General features: G+C 42.8%; 16 protein-coding genes. 10 read left to right on the forward strand and 6 right to left on the reverse strand.

The window, feature by feature from the left end:
* Positions 1 to 427: 427 nt before the first annotated feature.
* Entirely contained in the window at positions 428 to 808 is a 381-nt protein-coding gene (locus PQO05_RS12420) for a VOC family protein (RefSeq protein WP_273633236.1), read from the reverse strand.
* 159 nt (positions 809 to 967) lie between these two features.
* Between PQO05_RS12420 and PQO05_RS12425 the strand changes: the two genes are divergently transcribed.
* From PQO05_RS12425 to PQO05_RS12465, 9 genes are all read left to right on the forward strand, one after another.
* Positions 968 to 3,295 (forward strand): family 20 glycosylhydrolase, encoded by a 2,328-nt coding sequence (locus PQO05_RS12425; protein ID WP_273633237.1) that lies wholly within the window; start codon positions 968 to 970, stop codon positions 3,293 to 3,295.
* A gap of 27 nt (positions 3,296 to 3,322) precedes the next feature.
* The gene (locus tag PQO05_RS12430; RefSeq protein WP_273633238.1) at positions 3,323 to 4,093 is read left to right on the forward strand and encodes a hypothetical protein; all 771 of its coding nucleotides are present in this window, start codon (positions 3,323 to 3,325) and stop codon (positions 4,091 to 4,093) included.
* A 343-nt stretch (positions 4,094 to 4,436) separates the two neighbouring features.
* On the forward strand, positions 4,437 to 6,392 hold the full coding sequence (locus tag PQO05_RS12435) for a tetratricopeptide repeat-containing sensor histidine kinase (protein ID WP_273633239.1): 1,956 nt from the start codon (positions 4,437 to 4,439) through the stop codon (positions 6,390 to 6,392).
* A gap of 81 nt (positions 6,393 to 6,473) precedes the next feature.
* Positions 6,474 to 8,516 (forward strand): BatA domain-containing protein, encoded by a 2,043-nt coding sequence (locus PQO05_RS12440; protein WP_273633240.1) that lies wholly within the window; start codon positions 6,474 to 6,476, stop codon positions 8,514 to 8,516.
* Between the two features lie 41 nt (positions 8,517 to 8,557).
* Positions 8,558 to 9,817 carry a dihydroorotase gene (locus PQO05_RS12445; protein WP_273633241.1) on the forward strand — a complete coding sequence of 420 codons (1,260 nt, stop codon included), beginning with the start codon at positions 8,558 to 8,560 and terminating at the stop codon, positions 9,815 to 9,817.
* A complete protein-coding gene (locus PQO05_RS12450) occupies positions 9,817 to 10,482 on the forward strand; it encodes a hypothetical protein (protein ID WP_273633242.1) in 666 nt (221 codons plus the stop codon). The genes PQO05_RS12445 and PQO05_RS12450 overlap by 1 nt, the downstream gene beginning before the upstream one ends.
* Positions 10,483 to 10,514: 32 nt before the next feature.
* On the forward strand, positions 10,515 to 11,117 hold the full coding sequence (locus tag PQO05_RS12455) for a DUF4199 domain-containing protein (protein WP_273633243.1): 603 nt from the start codon (positions 10,515 to 10,517) through the stop codon (positions 11,115 to 11,117).
* An 8-nt stretch (positions 11,118 to 11,125) separates the two neighbouring features.
* Complete coding sequence (locus PQO05_RS12460) at positions 11,126 to 11,980, forward strand: helix-turn-helix domain-containing protein (protein ID WP_273633244.1); 855 nt, start codon at positions 11,126 to 11,128, stop codon at positions 11,978 to 11,980.
* An 87-nt stretch (positions 11,981 to 12,067) separates the two neighbouring features.
* On the forward strand, positions 12,068 to 12,610 hold the full coding sequence (locus PQO05_RS12465) for a YbhB/YbcL family Raf kinase inhibitor-like protein (protein ID WP_273633245.1): 543 nt from the start codon (positions 12,068 to 12,070) through the stop codon (positions 12,608 to 12,610).
* A gap of 102 nt (positions 12,611 to 12,712) precedes the next feature.
* Here PQO05_RS12465 and PQO05_RS12470 read toward each other — a convergent pair whose 3' ends face one another.
* Positions 12,713 to 13,900 carry a beta-xylosidase family glycoside hydrolase gene (locus PQO05_RS12470; protein ID WP_273633246.1) on the reverse strand — a complete coding sequence of 396 codons (1,188 nt, stop codon included), beginning with the start codon at positions 13,898 to 13,900 and terminating at the stop codon, positions 12,713 to 12,715.
* 134 nt (positions 13,901 to 14,034) lie between these two features.
* Between PQO05_RS12470 and PQO05_RS12475 the strand changes: the two genes are divergently transcribed.
* Complete coding sequence (locus PQO05_RS12475) at positions 14,035 to 14,772, forward strand: DUF5020 family protein (RefSeq protein ID WP_273633247.1); 738 nt, start codon at positions 14,035 to 14,037, stop codon at positions 14,770 to 14,772.
* Positions 14,773 to 14,776: 4 nt separating this feature from the next.
* Here PQO05_RS12475 and PQO05_RS12480 read toward each other — a convergent pair whose 3' ends face one another.
* The 4 genes from PQO05_RS12480 to PQO05_RS12495 all read right to left on the reverse strand — a co-directional run bounded on the left by PQO05_RS12480 (position 14,777) and on the right by PQO05_RS12495 (position 19,461).
* The gene (locus PQO05_RS12480; protein ID WP_273633248.1) at positions 14,777 to 15,190 is read right to left on the reverse strand and encodes a DUF1801 domain-containing protein; all 414 of its coding nucleotides are present in this window, start codon (positions 15,188 to 15,190) and stop codon (positions 14,777 to 14,779) included.
* A 147-nt stretch (positions 15,191 to 15,337) separates the two neighbouring features.
* Complete coding sequence (gene rseP / locus PQO05_RS12485) at positions 15,338 to 16,684, reverse strand: RIP metalloprotease RseP (RefSeq protein WP_273633249.1); 1,347 nt, start codon at positions 16,682 to 16,684, stop codon at positions 15,338 to 15,340.
* A gap of 7 nt (positions 16,685 to 16,691) precedes the next feature.
* Positions 16,692 to 17,891 carry a 1-deoxy-D-xylulose-5-phosphate reductoisomerase gene (locus PQO05_RS12490; protein ID WP_273633250.1) on the reverse strand — a complete coding sequence of 400 codons (1,200 nt, stop codon included), beginning with the start codon at positions 17,889 to 17,891 and terminating at the stop codon, positions 16,692 to 16,694.
* A gap of 67 nt (positions 17,892 to 17,958) precedes the next feature.
* On the reverse strand, positions 17,959 to 19,461 hold the full coding sequence (locus tag PQO05_RS12495; RefSeq protein ID WP_273633251.1) for a GH3 auxin-responsive promoter family protein: 1,503 nt from the start codon (positions 19,459 to 19,461) through the stop codon (positions 17,959 to 17,961).

Raw genomic sequence — 19,461 nt, forward strand, 5'->3', positions numbered from 1 at the left:
CCTACGCGTTGGTTGTCATACAGAGCATCGTCGAAGTATGGTGCAGAGGGCCTTTCCCCACCATGTTTCGTCCCAACTATAGTCGGGACAACATGACAGCCGACGCTCTAAATAACAACAGGAAAAACTGCTCCCACAAACCCCCAATAACCGTCCTAAATGTGGCCTCTCGATTTTCGGGTAGCAATGTCCCTGCCACAGCACTCTCTTCAAAAGAAAATAGAGCAGCCACGAGCTTTCTTTTGGTTCATTTTCTTTGGCGGCCAAAGAAAAGAACATCCACTGACGATGAATAAATCACACTACCATTCCTAATGGAAAACGGATTGTGCGATGGAAGTTCTGCGTTAACAAAGTCACTGCTAATAGGTCTGAGATTGCTTCGTACCTCGCAATGACGTGGTTTTTGAACGTAGGACAGAATTAACTATATCACTTTCTCAATCACCCACCTGTGCCCCAGCGGATCAGTAAACTCGCCTTGCCTGTACCCATAATCATAATCAACGGCCGGGCTTATATCGGTTGCTCCAAATTCAATTGCACGGGCAATTATGGCATCAACATGGTTAACCATCAGGTGTATGTTTACGGTAGAGTTGCCGAAATCCCAGGGACTTTTAATGTGCTTGTTTTCTTCATGAAAGCGGAACAGGGTACCATTAATTGATTGTTCCGAAACATGGATACTACCGTCATCATTACTAAACCGGCGTATCTCTACAGCACCGAAAACATTTTTATAAAAATCTAATTCCTGCGTGCCGGTTTTAATACCCAGCATGGGTATAAAGGTTGGCTTTTCCATTTGGTTCAATTTGGTTTAATAAATATAGTGATAACATCATTTGTTTAAAATATTGATAAATAATAAGGTTCCTCACGTATTTTTTACACACTTACTTATGGGTAAGTGAAAAAATCTGCTAATTTCACGGCTCAAGAATAACTCTCACAAAATTCTCTGATGATTAAAACTAATTTGATTAAACTATTTGCGTTCTCATTCATAGTATTTCTTTCGTTTCCCCCAAAAAATACATTTGCTCAAACCGCCGACAAGTACGCCGGGATTATTCCTGCACCGGTAACGCTTACCAAAGCGCCGGGTAGTTTTGTGTTGAGCCAGCAAACCAAACTGGTGGCCGATTCGGTAACCAACAAGGCTGTTGTATTTTTTGCCGAATACCTAAAAAGCAAATGGATGCTGAGCAATCAGTTGACTGCAAATTCAGGAAGTAACACATCAGCAAATGCTATTATCCTAACCAGCGCAGGTACAGAAAATTTGCCGGCCGAAGGTTACCGCTTAACTATTACCCCGCAGCAAATTACGCTGGCAGGTAAAGGTGCAGGCTTGTTTTATGGTGTACAGACGTTGATCCAGCTATTACCTTTAGAACGTGCCGGAACAGCCGAATTGCCTTGTCTGGCTATTGAAGATTACCCTCGTTTCGGCTATCGTGGTTTGCATCTTGATGTGTGCCGTCATTTCTTTTCGGTAGAAATGATTAAGCAATATATCGATCTCATGGCCGCTTATAAACTCAATACCTTCCACTGGCATTTAACTGATGACCAAGGCTGGAGGATCGAGATTAAAAAATATCCAAAACTAACTACTGTTGGCAGTCAGCGTGCGCAAACCGTTATCGGTAACTACCACGACCGTACACCACAGCAATACGATAACACACCTTATGGTGGTTTTTATACGCAGGATCAGATCCGCGATGTAGTTAAATATGCTGCCGAAAGATATATAAATGTAGTGCCCGAAATTGAAATGCCTGGCCACTCAACAGCTGCTTTGGCCGCTTATGCCGAGTTTGGCTGCGAGCCTGACAAACAATACCAGGTGGCACAAACATGGGGCGTTTTTCACGATATTTATTGCCCTACAGATAAAACCTTCGCATTTTTAGAAGATGTGCTGACCGAGGTGATGGAGCTGTTCCCATCAAAATACATCCACATTGGCGGCGACGAAACTCCTAAAGATGCCTGGCAGCGTTCGGCGTTTTGCCAGGCTTTGATTAAGCGGTTGAAGCTTAAAAACGAGCATGGCCTGCAAAGCTATTTTATTCAACGGATCGAAAAATTTGTAAATTCTAAAGGCCGCAGCATTATTGGCTGGGACGAGATTTTAGAAGGCGGGCTTGCACCAAATGCAACCGTAATGAGCTGGAGAGGCGAAGCCGGTGGTATTGAAGCCGCTAAGCAAAACCACAATGTAATTATGACCCCGGGTAGCGGTGGTTTATATCTTGATATGGCCCAGGGCAAATCAGATCTGGAACCTTTCGGCATTGGTAATTATGCACCGCTAAACAAAACCTACAGCTACAACCCAACACCTGCAGCTTTAACGCCAGCACAGCAAAAATACATCATTGGGGTACAAGCTAACATCTGGACGGAATACATCCCAACTGATGCCAAACTGGAATACATGTTGTCGCCAAGGTTGATGGCTTTGTCAGAGGTAGCATGGTCGCCGTTGGCTAATAAGGATTTTAACGATTTTAAAGAGAACCGTTTGCCTAAACATCTGGCTCAGCTCGATAAAAACAATATCAACTATCGTGTACCTTCTGCCATTGGTGCGCCCGACAGTATCATGGTAGGTTCGGCCTTAAATGTGAATTTAAAAAGTCCGGTTGACGGTGCAAAGATCTATTATACGATAGATGATTACACCCCACGCGAAACCGATAATCTGTACGAGCATCCCTTCACTATTAATGTGCCAGATGGTCAGTATCGCCAGTTGCAAACTATTGTAATCACACCTTCCGGAAAAAGGAGCGTGGTAACTAAGGGCACAATTTATAATCGCCCGGCTTTCCCGGCTATTGCTTATCAGCCAACTAAAGTGGGTTTGAAATACCTGGTGGTTTCAGGTACGTTGGCTAATACAGATCAGATAAATCCGGCGGCGGCTATTGATACCGGCATAGCTAAAGGTTTCTATACCACCGACTTTAAAAAGGCCTACAAGAACGGGTTCGGGATAATATATGACGGTTATATTCGTATTGATAATGATGGAAAGTACATTTTCTCTGTAAAATCGTACGATGGCTCTGTGTTATTGATTGATGACCAGGTAATTGTGAGCAATGATAACAAACACAGCATTTTTGAACGGGGGGGAGAAGTGTTGCTGCAAAAAGGCTATCACCGTTTCAAGGTAAAGTATTTTGATGTTGGCTCGGCAGGTACGGTACAGGTGTATTGGACACAGCCGGGCAAAATAAAGATGGATCTTACAACCGACTATCTTTTTAACTAAGCCAATTGATTTAACTAATATAAAACCATGAACTTTAAAACTATACTACTGCTTGTTGCGGCTTGTGTGGGTATAGCGTCCTGTAACCAGGATCAAAAAACTGCGCCGGTTACCGTTGCGCCTGTAGCCAAAAAGCCAACGCTCGAAGAGCCCTTTAAATATCATAAAATGATAGAAGTAGCTCCCGGCAGGTATTATGATGTACTAAGCTGGGGCCGTGGTGCCAAAGGTGGCGGTGCTTACATGATCTTGCGGTCTGACTCTACCGACCAGCAATATGACAGTACTACCGGCGACCTGGAGGGCCCTATTCAGGATGTATTAAATGCCGATCTGGATATTGACGGTAACCCGGAAATTATCATCCAGGCCAAATCTATAGATACTTCGCGCTACACCAATGTTTTTGTGTACGAATACAATGGTACCAAATCGCAAAAGATAGATTTCCCACGGATGACGGCCTCGCAACGCAAAGGCTACCGTGGAGAAGATAACCTGTATATTAAGGATAGCAAATTAATGCGCCAGTTCCCAATTTTTGATGGAACCAAACCAACCGGTGAAAAGCGTTTGTTAGAATATAGCCTGCACAGTAACAGTTTCTCTGTACGTACGGTAAGTTCAGATACTTCGGCTAATGCTAAAAAAGCAGATGTTGCTGTAACCCCGGCACCGGTAGTTAAAAAGAGTGGTGATACTAAGAAATCGTCATCTAAAAAGGAAACTACAGGCAAGAAAAAGTCGACCAAAACCGAGACTAAGAAGAAGCATAAAAAGCACCATAGCTCTAATTAGGCAATTTGATAATTCGGCAATTTGTCAATTGAAGCTTCATTGACAAATTGACCCCGCACGTCATGCTGAACTTGTTTCAGCATCCCACAGGACAGGTCTACGGTTTATATATCGCAGACTTAGCAAGTGGGGTGCCGAAATAAATTCGGCATGACGTGCTTGTTTATTGGCATGACGTGCCTGAAATTGCCTAATCAACAAATTGGCTAATTGAGCTGCCATTGTCAAATCGACAAATTACCTAATTGACAAATTCTCTTTCCTATACGTTTCGAAACAAATATTTTAGTTAATTCGTAAAACAACTTACTTAAAGGTTTAGATTCCTGGGGAGCCTGATTAAATGATTAAGAGAATCGTAGTTTACTGTATAGCCGCTATACTAATCTTGCATTTTAAAGCGGGCGCACGTATAGGTAAATCTGATGCGGTAAATCATGCTGATATTGATTCGCTTAATGAAAGGGCCTACAGGCAAATACACAATAATCTGGCTAAAACCCTGCTCATGCTTTCTGATGCCGAGCAATTGTGTATCAAAACCAATTACAAAAAAGGATTAGCCGTAAATTACCTGTACCAGGCCGAAGTATTTAACCAGCGCGGCTATTTAAAGCGGGCCCAGCTTCTGTATAATCACGCCATCGATCTTAGCCGCCAGAATAAAGACGAGTATAATATTGCCCGTGCCGAAGAACACCTAAGTTCGATACAAAGAAACCAGGGAAATTTAAAAGAAGCCGGGCGACTGCTATACAGCAGTTTAAACCGCCTCGAAAAACTGAATAAGCCTGTTGATATGGTTAACATACAACAGCGTATTGGCGTGCTTAAAGAAAAGCAAAAGAAACACGATGAAGCTTTGAAAATGTACGAAGCTTCATGTGTACTTGCCAAAAAGATCAATTATTTGTACGGAGAAAAGAAAAGCTATTTCGACCGTGCCGAAATGTACGCTGATCTTAACAATACCGACTCAGCCATCCATTATTATAATATCACCCTGCGGATAGATACATTAACGAAAGACCAGTTTGGCAAAGCCTTATCATACATTGGCCTAAGTAATGTATACCTTAAGGGCGGGCAGCTAAATAAGTCTATCAGTTACGCTAATAACGCGCAATTAAATGCCGATAGCGTACATGCGCAAAATTTACTGGTTGAAGCTATTGAGTTATTGATAAAGGCATACAATCAGAAAGAAGACCTGGCTGGGGTTACGCAGTGGCAGCAAAAGCTACTGCAGGTTGAGCGCGCCAGCAGCGAGGCAAATAGAAACGATGCCGTACTTTTTGTTGAGGTTTTAAAGCAACAGCAAGAGAAACAGCTGGCCATACAAAAACAGATCTCTGAGATCCAGAAAGAATCGGAAACCAAAAGTGTTGTGCTCTTATGTATTTTGGTAATTATGCTTATTGTGGTGCTGCTGATATTTTCGGTAAGTTACAATTACAAAAAGGCTAAAATATATGCTGCCGATTTGAACGAGAAAAACAGGCAGATAAATGAGCATGCCGATTCGGTTGACCGGCTTAACGAGCAGATATTAGGGCAAAATACCATTCTGGAAGAAGATAATAATTTAAAAAGTACCCTGTTATCTATCATCTCGCACGATTTACGGCACCCGCTTACTAATACCAAGAGTATTATCGAACTGATTAACCTTCATCTGGTATCAAACCAGGAAGCCGGGCACTTATATCAGCATTTAGAAGCGCAATATAACAGGGCTATAAATTTGCTCGATAACCTGTTATATTGGATTAAAAGCCAGGTACACGACGGCAAGGTTGAGAAAACCACCATAAACCTTTACCAGATATTAAACTCACTGGTTGAAGAACAAAAGCTATCGCTTCAGAAAAAAGAGATCCTCATTTTTAATAAGGTTGATACCGATCTGGAAATATATGCCGAGAATGAAGTGCTGAAGATCATTTTCAGGAACCTGCTTAGCAACGCCATAAAATTTACTAATTCCGATGGCACTATTCAATTTACATCTGAAATGGATGGGGGAAACATCAGGATTTCGATCAGGGATAATGGCGTGGGTATGAACCCTAATACATTAAGCCGTATCCAGGGACTTAGCCATTATACTTCAAGGGGTACAGCAGGCGAAGATGGCAGCGGTCTGGGCCTGATGCTCATCCGTGATCTGATTACTAAAATTGACGGTTCCCTAACGATTGAGAGTGAGCAGGGAGAAGGCAGTACATTTACCATCGTACTTACAAATGTTACAGCGCCATATTATCATTTCAGGCGCAGTAGCGATCAGGTAGTTTAAAGTACCGTCAATAATTAATTTCCATCCCGCCATAATTACAGCCACAATTTTGCATATTTGAAATGAGGCTATACGTTTAAAATGCAATTTGTTTATCCGGCTTTCTTATTTGCGCTGTTTGCTTTAGTAATACCTGTAATTATCCACCTGTTTAATTTCAGGCGGTATCATAAAGTCTATTTCAGCAATGTGCAGTTTTTAAAAGAAGTGCAGGAGCAGCAAGCCTCGGGCCGTAATTTAAAAGAGCGGTTAATACTGGCATCTCGCTTATTGGCCATCACTTTTTTAGTATTCGCATTCGCCCGGCCTTATCTCCCCGGAAAAATCAGCGCAAAACCCGGGCAACAACAGGTGGTAAGTGTGTTTGTAGATAATTCGTACTCCATGCAAGCCCTCAGCCGCGAAGGCACTTTGTTGGACGAAGCCAAAACCCGCGCTAAAGAAATTGCCCAGACCTTTGATATCAATACCCGTTTCCAAATCCTTACGCAGGATTTTGAAGGGAAACATCAGCGTTTATTAAGCCGTGACGAGTTTAATGATGCGGTAGATGCTATTAAGATCAGCGCACAAAGCCGTGCTATGCAAGCCATCATCAACAGACAGCAAAGCTTGCTGCAAACGCAGGGACATGCAAAAGGCTCGGCCTTTATCGTATCAGATTTTCAAAAAAACATGGGTGGTGTCAAACTGAATATCGACACCAATCTGAACGTCAATTTCATCCAGCTTAAAGCCAACACCTTACCCAATATTGCAGCTGACAGTGTTTGGCTGCTCAATGCTGTCCATCGCCCCGGAGAGAGCGAAAAACTGGTGATCCGGTTGCATAATTATGCTGATGAAAAGGGGGTGAATGTGCCGCTTAAACTAAGCATAAATGGTGCTCAAAAGGCATTGGGTAGCTACACCATCAACCCAAATTCAATCCAAACAGATACGCTTGCCTTTTCGGGCCTGCAAGCCGGTTGGCAGCGTGTCGAACTGCAACTACAGGATAACCCGGTAACTTTTGATAACCAGTTTTACTTTAGCTTTTATGTACAAGCGCAAATGCCTGTGCTATTAGTGAGTGGCGATAAACCTGATGTTTACCTCAACGCTGTTTTCGGGAGCGATCCATTTTTCAAAATCACCCAAACCACGGATGGGCATGTAGATTATAGCAACCTGTTGCAATACCCTATCATCGTTATCAGCAATGTAAAAGCCATTTCGGGTGGTTTGGCTCAGCAATTAAAAGTATATGTACAAAAGGGTGGCACTTTGGCTGTATTCCCATCTTTCGATGCTGATCTGGGTACTTACCAATCATTACTTCAACCACTCAATGCAGCTTTTCCTGAAAAATTAATAAAGAGAGATACTAAAGTTACAGGCATTAATTTGCAAGCTCAGGTGTACCGAAATACTTTTGAGAACATGCCTCAAAATCCTGATCTGCCACAAGTGAAGGCCTATTACCAGTTAAACAATAACCTATCCGCATCAGGTGAGAAACTATTGAGCCTTGCCGGTAACCTGCCATTTTGGGAACAGTTTAAATATCAGCAGGGTAAGGTTTATATAAGCGCTGTGCCGTTGGATGAAACGTTTAGCAACCTGCCACGCCACGCGTTGTTTGTAACCACTATGTTAAGGATTGCATTGCTGAGCGGGCACGACCAAGCCTTGTATTATACTTTAGGCAACAATCAATCGATAGAAACAGCGCCGATCCAAACAGGCCCTAATGAGATCTTGACCCTAGTGCAGGGCGATCAAAAAATTATTCCCGATGTGCGCAGGCAGGAGGGGAGTACGCTGCTCTATGTGTCGGACCAATTGCACAAACCCGGCCATTACCAGTTGATGAAGCAGGATAGCACGGTGCAATGGCTGGCCTTTAATAATAACCGGTCCGAGTCTGATCTGCATTATTTTAGCAAGGCCGAACTGCAAAATTTACTACCTAAAAAGAGTAATGTTTTGGCGCCCGGAAGCGCATCGATAAAAACCATGTTAACCGAAACAAATTTTGGCTTACAATTATGGAAACTTTGTCTACTTTTGGCATTGGTTTTTCTGGCCATCGAAATACTGTTAGTTAGGTTTTATAAACCGGGCAAAACAGTGGTTTCTTAGGTTGAAAGAGCCAAAACAATACAGGCTACAAATCAACATTCATGAATTTGCTCATCAAATCTGCTACCGTTGTTGACCCAAACTCTCCCTTTAATAAGCAGGTTACCGATATTTTAATTGAAAACGGTGTAATTACCCAAATTGGCAAGGATATAACAGCCGAGGTGGAAATTTTCGACGCAACAGGCAAATATCTGCTGCCGGGTTTCTTCGACCTCAATTGTAATATTGGCGAACTGGGTTACGAAACCAAAGAAGACCTGCAAAGTGGCACAGCAGCCGCCGCAGCCGGAGGTTTTACAGGTATAGCACTAATGCCTAATACGCAAAAGCCTGTACACTCAAAAGCCGAGGTAGAGTACCTGGTTAATAAATCGAAAGGTAACTTGGTTGATGTAGTGCCACTGGGTGCTATCTCCTACAAACGCGAAGGCAAGGATATGGCCGAAATGTACGACATGCTGCAAAGCGGTGCCCGTGCATTTACAGATGGCAATAACCCGGTGCAGGATGCCGGTTTGATGGAACGTGCACTACTTTATGCACACGGTTTCAACGCCTTAATATTTTCGTACCCCGAAGATACCGCCATTGCAGGTAAAGCCAAGGTGAATGAGGGTGAAGTAAGTACCCTGCTGGGTATGAAAGGGATCCCCTCACTGGCCGAAGAGTTGATGGTGGCGCGCGATCTTTACTTGTCAGAGTATACAGGTTCGCCAATCCACTTTTCTACGATCTCAACCTGGCGTTCGGTTGATCTGATCCGTCAGGCACGCCAGCGTGGCCTGCAGGTTACCTGCGATGTGGCCGCCCATCATCTGGTGTTGACTGATGAAGCTTTAACGGGCTTCGACAGTCAATATAAAGTGAAACCGCCATTGCGTATCCAGAAAGATGTTGATGCGCTGATAGCCGGTTTAAAAGATGGTACCATTGATACCATTGTATCGCAGCATACCCCACACGAAGTAGAATATAAGAACGTAGAATTTGAAGTAGCTGAGTTTGGTATTGTTGGCTTACAGACGGCCTTTATACTAGCTTTGAAAGCAGGTTTGCCGCTCGATTTGATTGTGGAAAAGCTATCGGTTAACCCACGTAAAATATTAAATGCACCGACTGCAAATATTGCCGTTGATACCAGCGCTAATTTCACTTTGGTTGATACCGAAAAGGAGTGGACGTACACCCGCGAAAATAATTTCTCTAAATCATACAATTCGCCATTTATTGGGCAAACGTTAAAGGGGCAAGTGTTGTTAACCTGTAACAATAATCAATTATTTAATCTAATAAAGTAATGACAGATCCAAAAATTCATGCGGCTATTCGCGCTGCTTTGCAGGCGTTTAACAAATACCACCCGGTTGAAGCAGTTGCTGAAGCCCGGTTTGATGAAGCTTTTGCTTCTGACAAAGATTTTTTAAGCAAGGTTGACGATGTGGATGCCGTTTTTGACGACATGCCGCAACTGGAGCCTTTGCGCGAGATTTTCTTCGATTTGCTGATGATCAACTTCTTTAGCGCTGATGTGAAGAAGTTGGAAGAGGATTACCTTGAAACCCAGGAGTGGGAAGATATTGAAGAGGAAACCCTTGATCGTGGTACCGAGCTGTTAAACCTGTTGCTGTACCTTAACGAGTGCCGCGACGAAGAAATTGAGCCATCGTTAGATGACTATCTGAAAGAGTTTTTATTGGTTGATGAAGACGAGTTTCAGGACGAATACAGCATCTATGAGCCTGTAATTGCCAACCAGATATTAATGGAAAGCCCGGTAAGTGAAATTAAAAGAGTTGCACTTGAGCTGGATATCGAATCTGAACTGAAGGAGCTGTTTTACCCAATGATGGTTTTCTTCCAAGACGTACAAAATGGCGAAAGCTCACCTGAAGAATTTGCAGCCAATGCAATTGACCCGGGTTTTGATACCGCAGTGTACAGTATATTAGATACTTTCGAATAAAATTTATAAAAACAACCTAACCACATAAAAGCATGAAAGTTACAGATCAGGAATTGAGGAAAAAAGCAGCAGGAACCGGTGTATTACTTGGCCTTGTTGTAATGGTACTCAGCATTTTTTCTTTTTACTTTATAACCAGTATTGCCACCTCATTTTGGCTGGTATCGTTTGGCCCGCTTATTTTTTCTGTTACCCTACCTATTATTGTTGCAGTACTGTTTTGTATAGACCTGCGCAAAAAAATTGGCGGTTATTGGAATTTCAGGCAGGCAGTTACCGGTTTCTTTGTAATGTTTTTGGTTTGTTATGCTATTAATTATGTAGGTACCAACCTTCTTTTTGCCAAAGTAATAGAGCCTCACATGGTTGAAAAAACCCAGGATGCGGTAATAAAAGCTTCGGAAGAGATGATGGAAAAGCAAGGCGTAGACCAGGCCCAGATAGATGACCGCTTAGAAAGCGTGAAAAAGAAATTTGAAGAACAACGGGAAAACACGCCGGCTAAAATTGCCAGTAATTTCGGTATTTCATTGATCTTCATATTTGTAATTTCTATGATTTTTGCAGCCATCCTAAAGAAAGATCCCCCATTGTTTGATACTGCGGCCCTGCAAGAGCAAGACCCCATTGTATAATTTTAGCTATGCAAAATGTTTCTGTTCCTCAGGACGTTAGGCATCAGCAGCAAATAAATGCCGGCGAAATCTCTTTTGTGTATTATCGCGAAAAAGACAGCGCAGGTAAAAACAGGGTGGTTTTTAGCCATTACGCCATCAGTTTTGTGCTCAATGGACAAAAAGAACTTTACCGTTCGGCAGGTAATACGGTAATAGGTTCGCATCAGGGTATCCTGATACCTGGCGGCCATTCTATTATTGCCGAACGTACTTTAAATGATGACCTTTACAGCAGCCTGATCGCTTTTTTTCCTAAAAAACTGGTAACACAGTTTCTGGCCAAAAAAGCGATCGCTGCTCATCATAGTAATCAGTCAAAAGCTGCTTCTCCTTACATTCTTTTCTCACGCACACCGTATTTAAATGAGTATTTGCGCAGCTTAACTGCGTTGATTACAAGCGGGCAGCAATTATCTTGCGCAATGGCGCTTCATAAGCTCGAAGAGTTGTTGTTGGCGGTATATGAGCTTTTCCCGGAGCAATTCGTCTCTTTGTTTGATGAACAGCAGCCCGTACAGTTATCGCTCAAAAATCTCATCGAAGAAAATCTCTTTAATAATCTGACCATTGATGAATTAGCTTTTCTGGCCAATCGTAGTTTGTCATCTTTTAAACGCGATTTCGAGCAATTATACCAGGTTTCACCTCAGCGATACATTCGCGAGCGTAAACTCGAAATTGCCTGTGCAGAGTTGTTAAAAGGTAAAGCGGCCAGCGAGCTTTACCATGTATATGGATATGATAATCCGTCCAACTTTAATACAGCTTTTAAGAAAAAATACGGACTAACTCCGCTGGCTTACCGTAATAGCCAAATTTGAACCGTTTGCAATATTGGTTTGGGCTGTTTGCAATATTCTTAAATACCGTCCTCTGGGTAGTTTTGGCAGAAACAAATAATCATTATCATGAGAAATTTTTTCTGTATTCTAATCGCTTTCATAGCAATCAAAACCGCATCGGCACAAACCTTTACTTTAAAAAGCAACGACCTGGGCGGCCAGTTCACCAATGAATTTACTGCCAACGCTTTTGGCTGCAACGGCAGCAATAAATCGCCCGAACTGAGTTGGGCTAATGCACCCGAAGGTACCAAAAGTTTCGCCGTTACCATGTACGATCCTGATGCGCCAACCGGCAGCGGTTTCTGGCATTGGGTTATAGTCAACATCCCGGCAACAGTACATGAGTTGAAAGCAGGAGCAGGGGATGCCAAATCAAACGTAGCCCCGGCCAACAGTTTGCAAAGTATCAACGATGCCGGTTTCCCAGGCTATTTAGGCCCATGCCCGCCCGAGCATGATGCAGCACATCGCTATGTAATTACGGTTTATGCCCTTAAAACAGATAAGCTGGGTAATACAGCGACGTCAACTGCCGCCTTAACCGGATTTATGCTGAATGGGCAGGTGATTGCCAAGGCATCGTTGATTGTGTATTGTAAGAGGTAAAAGATGTTTCCGTAGAGGCACAATACTTTGTGCCTCTATACAGGTAAATGTGAAAGAGCAGAGAGACACAAAATGTTGTGTCTCTACGGAGAGAATAATTTCTTATTTACAAGGCGTATCCATAATGCTGAAAAACCTGATATGCGCGGGTATCGGTTTCGGCTTATCCACAAAGCCCTGTAGCGCAAAAATGGCTATGTATTTGGGTTTGATATTAAGATCTTTACTCAAGGCTTCTTTATAGGCAAAATTATCGCGTACGCCTGTAGAGTACAGGAACCGGAAATGATCGCCATTCTTCACAAGTTTTAGGGCCGACCGCAGCATGTTGCGGCTCGCTAAATTGGACTGACCGTGTTGGAAGGTCAATACAGGCTGGTGAACAATCTCTTCAGGTTTACTTAAATTGGTACTATCAGAAGTAATGGCTTGAATTATAATCTCATCGGGTTTTTTATAGCCGCCAAAATAATCGTTATAAGCGATAGATAACCTTACGCTTTTACTGTTAAGGGTACTGTCTTCCAATAATAGAATACCTGCCTGCTGCCAGTTTTGTAAAGGTGTAAACTCATCTAAGCGTAATTCGGCTACGAAGCAGTCCGAAGTTAATTTTCGCATTAGTAAATTCTTGATAGCCGGTTTATTGGCCGAGTCGGCCCAGTTATCGCCGCGCAGGGTGTAGAGGGTAAGCTGGCCTGGCCTTTGGTAACGCTGTTTCCACCAAGTGGTGTCCTTATTTTTAATGATCCAGCCATGCGATGTTAATACGTTCTCGTTCACGGTACGGAAGGCCTCTTTAAAAAACGCATTTGATGTTTTCTTGTAAACGCCTGTCATGATGATGGCCCCGGCGATTATTAAAATCACAACCGCAATAACTGCAGCTATAGTGGCTGTAGAAAAGTCACTGTTAGACTTACGGTTTCTACGTTCGGGCACGGGAGGAGTTGCTAAACTGCTTTTGTATTGAAACCAATAAGGATAGTGGCCCTCGCTATCCTTTCGCTGAATTTCACTGATGTAGGGCGCGTTTGCTACATAACGCGCCAGTGTGTCTAAGGTAGCAACAGAAGGATTTTCGGCCCTTACATCTGTACCGCTTGCCACATGGATCGAATAATTCTTTAAACTTTTTGCACCAATTACCAGCCCGGTAGCCTCGAAGATCTGGCTGGCTAAATGCCTGCTCTCTGTTTCGGAAAGCGGTTCGGATAGGGGATGCCCGAAGCATTTTTGGCAGGCTTCTTTAAATAAATTGATAAAAGCGGCATCGTTTAAATCCTTCATTTTGGTCGGTTATGGTTCGGTGTGTTCAGGTTTCCGGTACAATTCTACAGATTTCCATACGAATTCCGCATCGCAGAAAGTATCCGGGGCACATTTGTATCGGTTCAAAAATCACACCGATTAATCTCTAAAATATGAAATTTCTGATTGTAATTTTGTTATCCCTGCTTTCGTTATGCGCATTTTCGCAAAGCTTGCAATTGCATTACGATTTTAGGCACACAATTGCCCCCAAACGCAACCCAAAGAATTTCCCGACATTGTATTTCGAATATTATAAACAGTTGGATACCGGCAAGCTATTCATCAAACCCGGCTCATTCCTGCTCAAAACCCAGGCCGATTTTACTGGCGATCAAGACAATATCGGCAAGTATTATATGCAGGTATCGCAAGAGTTTCGTTTCTGGAGGCCGAAGTTTTTTATCGATCTGCAATATAGTGGAGGCTTGGGTATCACTACACCACGACAGTATAGTTATTATATTTTGAATACCTATTCGGCAGGTATCAGTTACCCGTTTAAGATAGGGCAGGCTTATTTGAGTAGTATACTATTTTACAGGTATGTGCCGTATAGTAAACCAAGTAATGATTTTCTGTATACGATGTATTTTTACCATGGATTATTTAACTACAAAGCTGAAATAGCGGGCGATTTTTCGATCTGGACAGAGAATAGAAATCATGGCGATGATGCTACCAAAGGGCAATCGGGAAAGCGGTTTTTCTTTTTTGCAGAGCCACAGGCATGGTATAATATCAACAAAAAGTTTTCTGTGGGATCGAAGGTGAACATGTTTTACCATGTTAATACAATAGATAATGTCTTAGAGATTTATCCTACGGCTGCAATCAGGTGGAAACTGTGAGTGCTTACGCGTGCAGGATTTTAGCCTGTTCGAACGCATCCTTGATCAATTGCTTAAACACATCAACATCTATGTCAGAGAGTTTTTTGATGTAGATGCAGGCCTTAGCCATTTTATGTTTGCCGATGATCCGGAGCAGATCTTCACGACTATCGAATTGGCACATATACAATGAAATTGCATTTGCCCGGGGCGAAAAAGCAATAAGCGGGGCATTGCCCTCGTGGCCGCTGTCATATTTGTAATGGTAACTACCAAAACCCACAATAGCCGGTCCCCACATTTTAGGTTCCATGCCTGTTTGCTGCTGCATCAGTTCGGCAATTTTGAAACTGTCGGCACGTTTGCCTTCATCGGCAACTGTGTTTAAAAAATCACTTACACTGCCTGTAGTTTCGGTGGTTTTGTTTTTGGCCATTGGGTTAAGCTCTTTAAAGTAAATTTAATAAAAAAACCTGTTTGAATTTCAAACAGGCTTTAAATCGTAGAGACACAATATTTTGTGTCTCTGTATAATGATTTCTTCGCGCAGAGAGACACAAAATATTGTGTCTCTACGGGATTGTTATTTTTTACCTACGTGTTTCAGGATGTCGTTACCGAAAACAAACACCATCAGCGTAACCAATATCACGAAACCAACAATCTGGGCACGCTCTAAAAATTTATCGCTTAGTGGTTTGCCTTTAATCATCTCGATGATGAGGAACAGAGCATGACCACCGTCTAATGCAGGGATTGGCAATAAGTTCATTAACGCTAAGGCCATTGATAACAAGCCTACAAGGCTCCAAAAATGTCCCCAGTCAATATGACTGCCAAACAAGTTTGCAATGCCTACAGGGCCTGTAAACGCTTTACCTGCTTTTACTTCGCCTTTAAATACTTTGCCTAAACCTTTGGCATTATCAGCGAAAGTGCCCCAGGCTTTTGATGCGCCAACCGGCAATGCACCAGCGAAACCAAATTTAATAGTTTTGCTGGCTGGAAAATCATCCGACATTTTAATACCCCAGCTACCATCAGGGAAACCTAATGAACCTGCTTTATTTACGGCAGAAGTTACAGTAAGTGTATCTCCTTTGCGTTTAAGCAGTAATTTAACCTGCTTGTTTTTATACAGTTTTATCTGATCGCTTAACTGATCCTGGAAGATAACAGGAACTCCGTTAACCGCTTTAATACTATCACCTTTCAATATCCCTGCTTTGGCTGCATAGCTGTTAGCTACTACAGAATCAATAGCAAATTTCATACGCGGGCGAACAAATTCGCCGATACCGTAATCAGATACATCATTTAAAATGTTGGCAGGTACTTTAACAGTAGTATCCCTACCGTTACGGTTAACAGAAAGTTCTGTATTACCCATCAGCACTTTAGAGCTGATGAGCTCATCAAACTTAACAAGTGGCTTACCATTTATGGCGGTGATTTTGTCGCCGGCTTTTAAACCAATTTCTTTACCTACAATACCCGGTACAATGCCGTATTTCACATTATCATTAGGGATATAGCTTTCGCCGTATTTAAGGGTAAGCATCCAGAAAATGAGGATACCCAAAACGATGTTAACAGTTACACCGCCAAGCATCACGATCAATCGCTGCCAGGCTGGTTTAGAACGGAACTCCCAGGGCTGTGGCGGACCGGCTAACTGATCGGTATCCATTGACTCGTCAATCATACCGGCAATTTTTACATAGCCACCAAGCGGCAGCCATCCAATACCGTACTCAACCCCTTTATAATTGAATTTAAACAGTTTAATGTTCCAGGCATCGAAGAACAGGTAGAACTTCTCTACCTTAATGCCGAAGGCGCGGGCGGCCACAAAGTGCCCAAGTTCATGCAAAATTACTAAAATTGAGAGGCCCAGTATTAACTGGCCTACCATAATCACTATACTCATTCCTTATTTATGTCAAATATGTTAATGCCTTAGGCATTTGTTGTACTAATTCTTGTGCTAAGATGCGTGTTTCTTTGTCAGTATTCAAATAATCATCTAAAACCGGGTTTGCTATGTAATTTATGCGCTGCATACAGGTTTCAATTACATCGCTCATGGCTAAAAAGCCCAGTTCATTGTTTAAAAATCCGGCTACGGCTATCTCATTTGCAGCGTTGATAATGCACGGCGCATTGCCACCTTTATCTAAAGCTGTATAAGCTAACTGTAGATTACGGAATGTTTGGGTATCCGGTTTTTCGAAGGTAAGATTAGGGTATGCCGTAAAATCGAACCGTTTAAACTGGTTGGGTATGCGGTTGGGGTAGGTGAGTGCGTATTGTATCGGCAATTTCATATCGGGCAGGCCCAGTTGCGCCTTGATAGAACCATCCTGAAACTGCACCAAAGAGTGTACGATAGATTGCGGGTGAATTACCACATCAATTTGATCCAGGTTTAAATCAAACAACCACTTCGCCTCAATCACCTCCAAACCTTTGTTCATTAACGAAGCCGAGTCGATGGTTATTTTAGCGCCCATTACCCAGTTAGGGTGTTTAAGTGCTTCGTTACGGGTAACCTCAGCCAAATGTTCGGCAGTTTTACCACGGAATGGGCCGCCTGAGGCTGTGATGATGATCTTTTCGATCGGGTTCAACTCTTCACCAGCCAAACATTGAAATATAGCCGAATGCTCGGAATCAACCGGTAATAATTTAACGTTATGCTGTTTGGCCAGGGCGGTAATTATTTCACCCGCTACTACCAAAGTTTCTTTATTGGCCAGGGCGATGTCTTTGCCAGCTTTAATAGCATTGATAGTAGGTTCAAGCCCGGCAAAGCCAACCATGGCGGTTAACACAATGTCTATCTCGGCATCGGTTACAATATCTTTAACGCTATCGTGGCCGGCCATAACCCTTACACTGGTATGGGCAAGCGCTTCTTTTACCTGGGTATATTTATCGGTGTTGCAGATTACGGCATAAGCCGGTGCAAATTTTAAACACTGCGCTATAAGCAGTTCTGCGTTGTTTTGTGCGGTTAAAATGTACGCTTTAAATAAATCCGCATTCCCCTCTATCACTTCCAACGCCTGGGTACCGACACTACCGGTTGAGCCTAATATGGCTATGTTTTTCAGACGATTATTTATTTCAGACATGTTTAAAGCCAGTACGCTGGTTTATAATTAATCAAATAGTAAGGACAGGCCTTAAACGATAAAGTTATTAATTTAATATGTATTCTGTAAGCTGGTCGGCAATCTTTCTGTCGTTAGAGAGCCTTGGCACTTTATTTTGGCCGCCCAGTTTCCCTTCAGAACGCATATAATCAACAAATGCATTCTTTTTTAGCACTTTGACAATCAAAGGCTGTAAAATGTTACCACCAATAAGGTCGGCATAGTAAATATTTTTTTCCTGAAGTACCTTATCTACTTTTTGTGAGAAGGATTGCAGATCTGCCGGTGCTTTGCCGAACTCGATAAACCACTCATGATAAGGGAGTTGCTCTGCCGGTGCATTAACCTGAGGGGCAACGGTAAACTCTACCACATCAAGGCCTTCTTCGCCCGCTACTTTCATCAATGCTTGCTCAACCTCTTCGCCAATTACGTGTTCGCCAAAGGCAGAGATATAATGTTTGATGCGGCCGGTAACCAGAATCTTATACGGATTTTTAGATACGAATTTAATGGTATCACCAATGCTGTATCCCCATAAACCTGCGTTGGTGTTGAGTATTAACGCGTAGTTTTTATTCAGCTCTACGTCCTTTAGCATCAGGCGGGTAGGGTTCTCATTGAAGAATTCTTCGGCCGGGATAAACTCGTAAAACATCCCGGCATCAACCAACAGCAATAAGCTTTTATCTTTCTGAGAATCCTGAAAAGCGATAAAACCTTCAGACGCAGGGTAGGTTTCGATAGTATCAATCGCGAAGCCAATGCTTTCTTCAATACGTGCGCGGTAGGGTTCGTAGTTTACGCCACCGTATACAAAGAGCTTGAAATTGGGGAAAATATCCTTGATTTTTTTGCCACCTGCCTTTGCCGAAAGCCTGTCGAAATACATCTGGCACCAGGGCGGGATGCCCGAAATAAGGGTCATGTCCTTGTTAAAGGTTTCTTCAACGATAGCATCAACCTTTTCTTCCCAGTCTTCAATGCAATTGGTTTTATAGCTGGGCATGCGGTTGCTTTGCAGGTAGGCGGGCACATGGTTAGCCACAATGCCAGACAGGCGGCCTACGGGGATATTAGCTATTTCGTGCAGCTCGGGGCTGCCTTGTAGAAAAATCATTTTGCCATCTATAAACCCGGTATTGCCGGTTTCATAAGCATAATTAAGCAGGGCATTACGTGCCGCGGTAATATGCTCGGGCATGCTTTGTTTAGAGATGGGAATATATTTTACGCCCGATGTGGTACCAGATGTTTTAGCCAGGTACTCTGGTCGGCCCGGCCAAAGCACATCGTCTTCGCCGCGCATAATACGGTCGATGTAGGGGCGAAGGTCTTCGTAATCACGAATAGGGACACGCTTCTTAAAATCTTCGTAAGTTTTTATATCGGCAAAACCGTGATCTACGCCAAAAATCGTAGTGGCTGCTTCGTGTACAATGTGCTGAAAAGTTTTATTCTGCAGGGCAACGCCGTTTTTGCGCATATTCTCGATATTTTTCTGCACAATGCCCGCATACAGCTTGCCTAAAAATGCTTTGATACCCAT

The sequence above is a fragment of the Mucilaginibacter jinjuensis genome, assembly GCF_028596025.1.
GTDB classification, from domain to species: Bacteria; Bacteroidota; Bacteroidia; order Sphingobacteriales; family Sphingobacteriaceae; genus Mucilaginibacter; species Mucilaginibacter jinjuensis.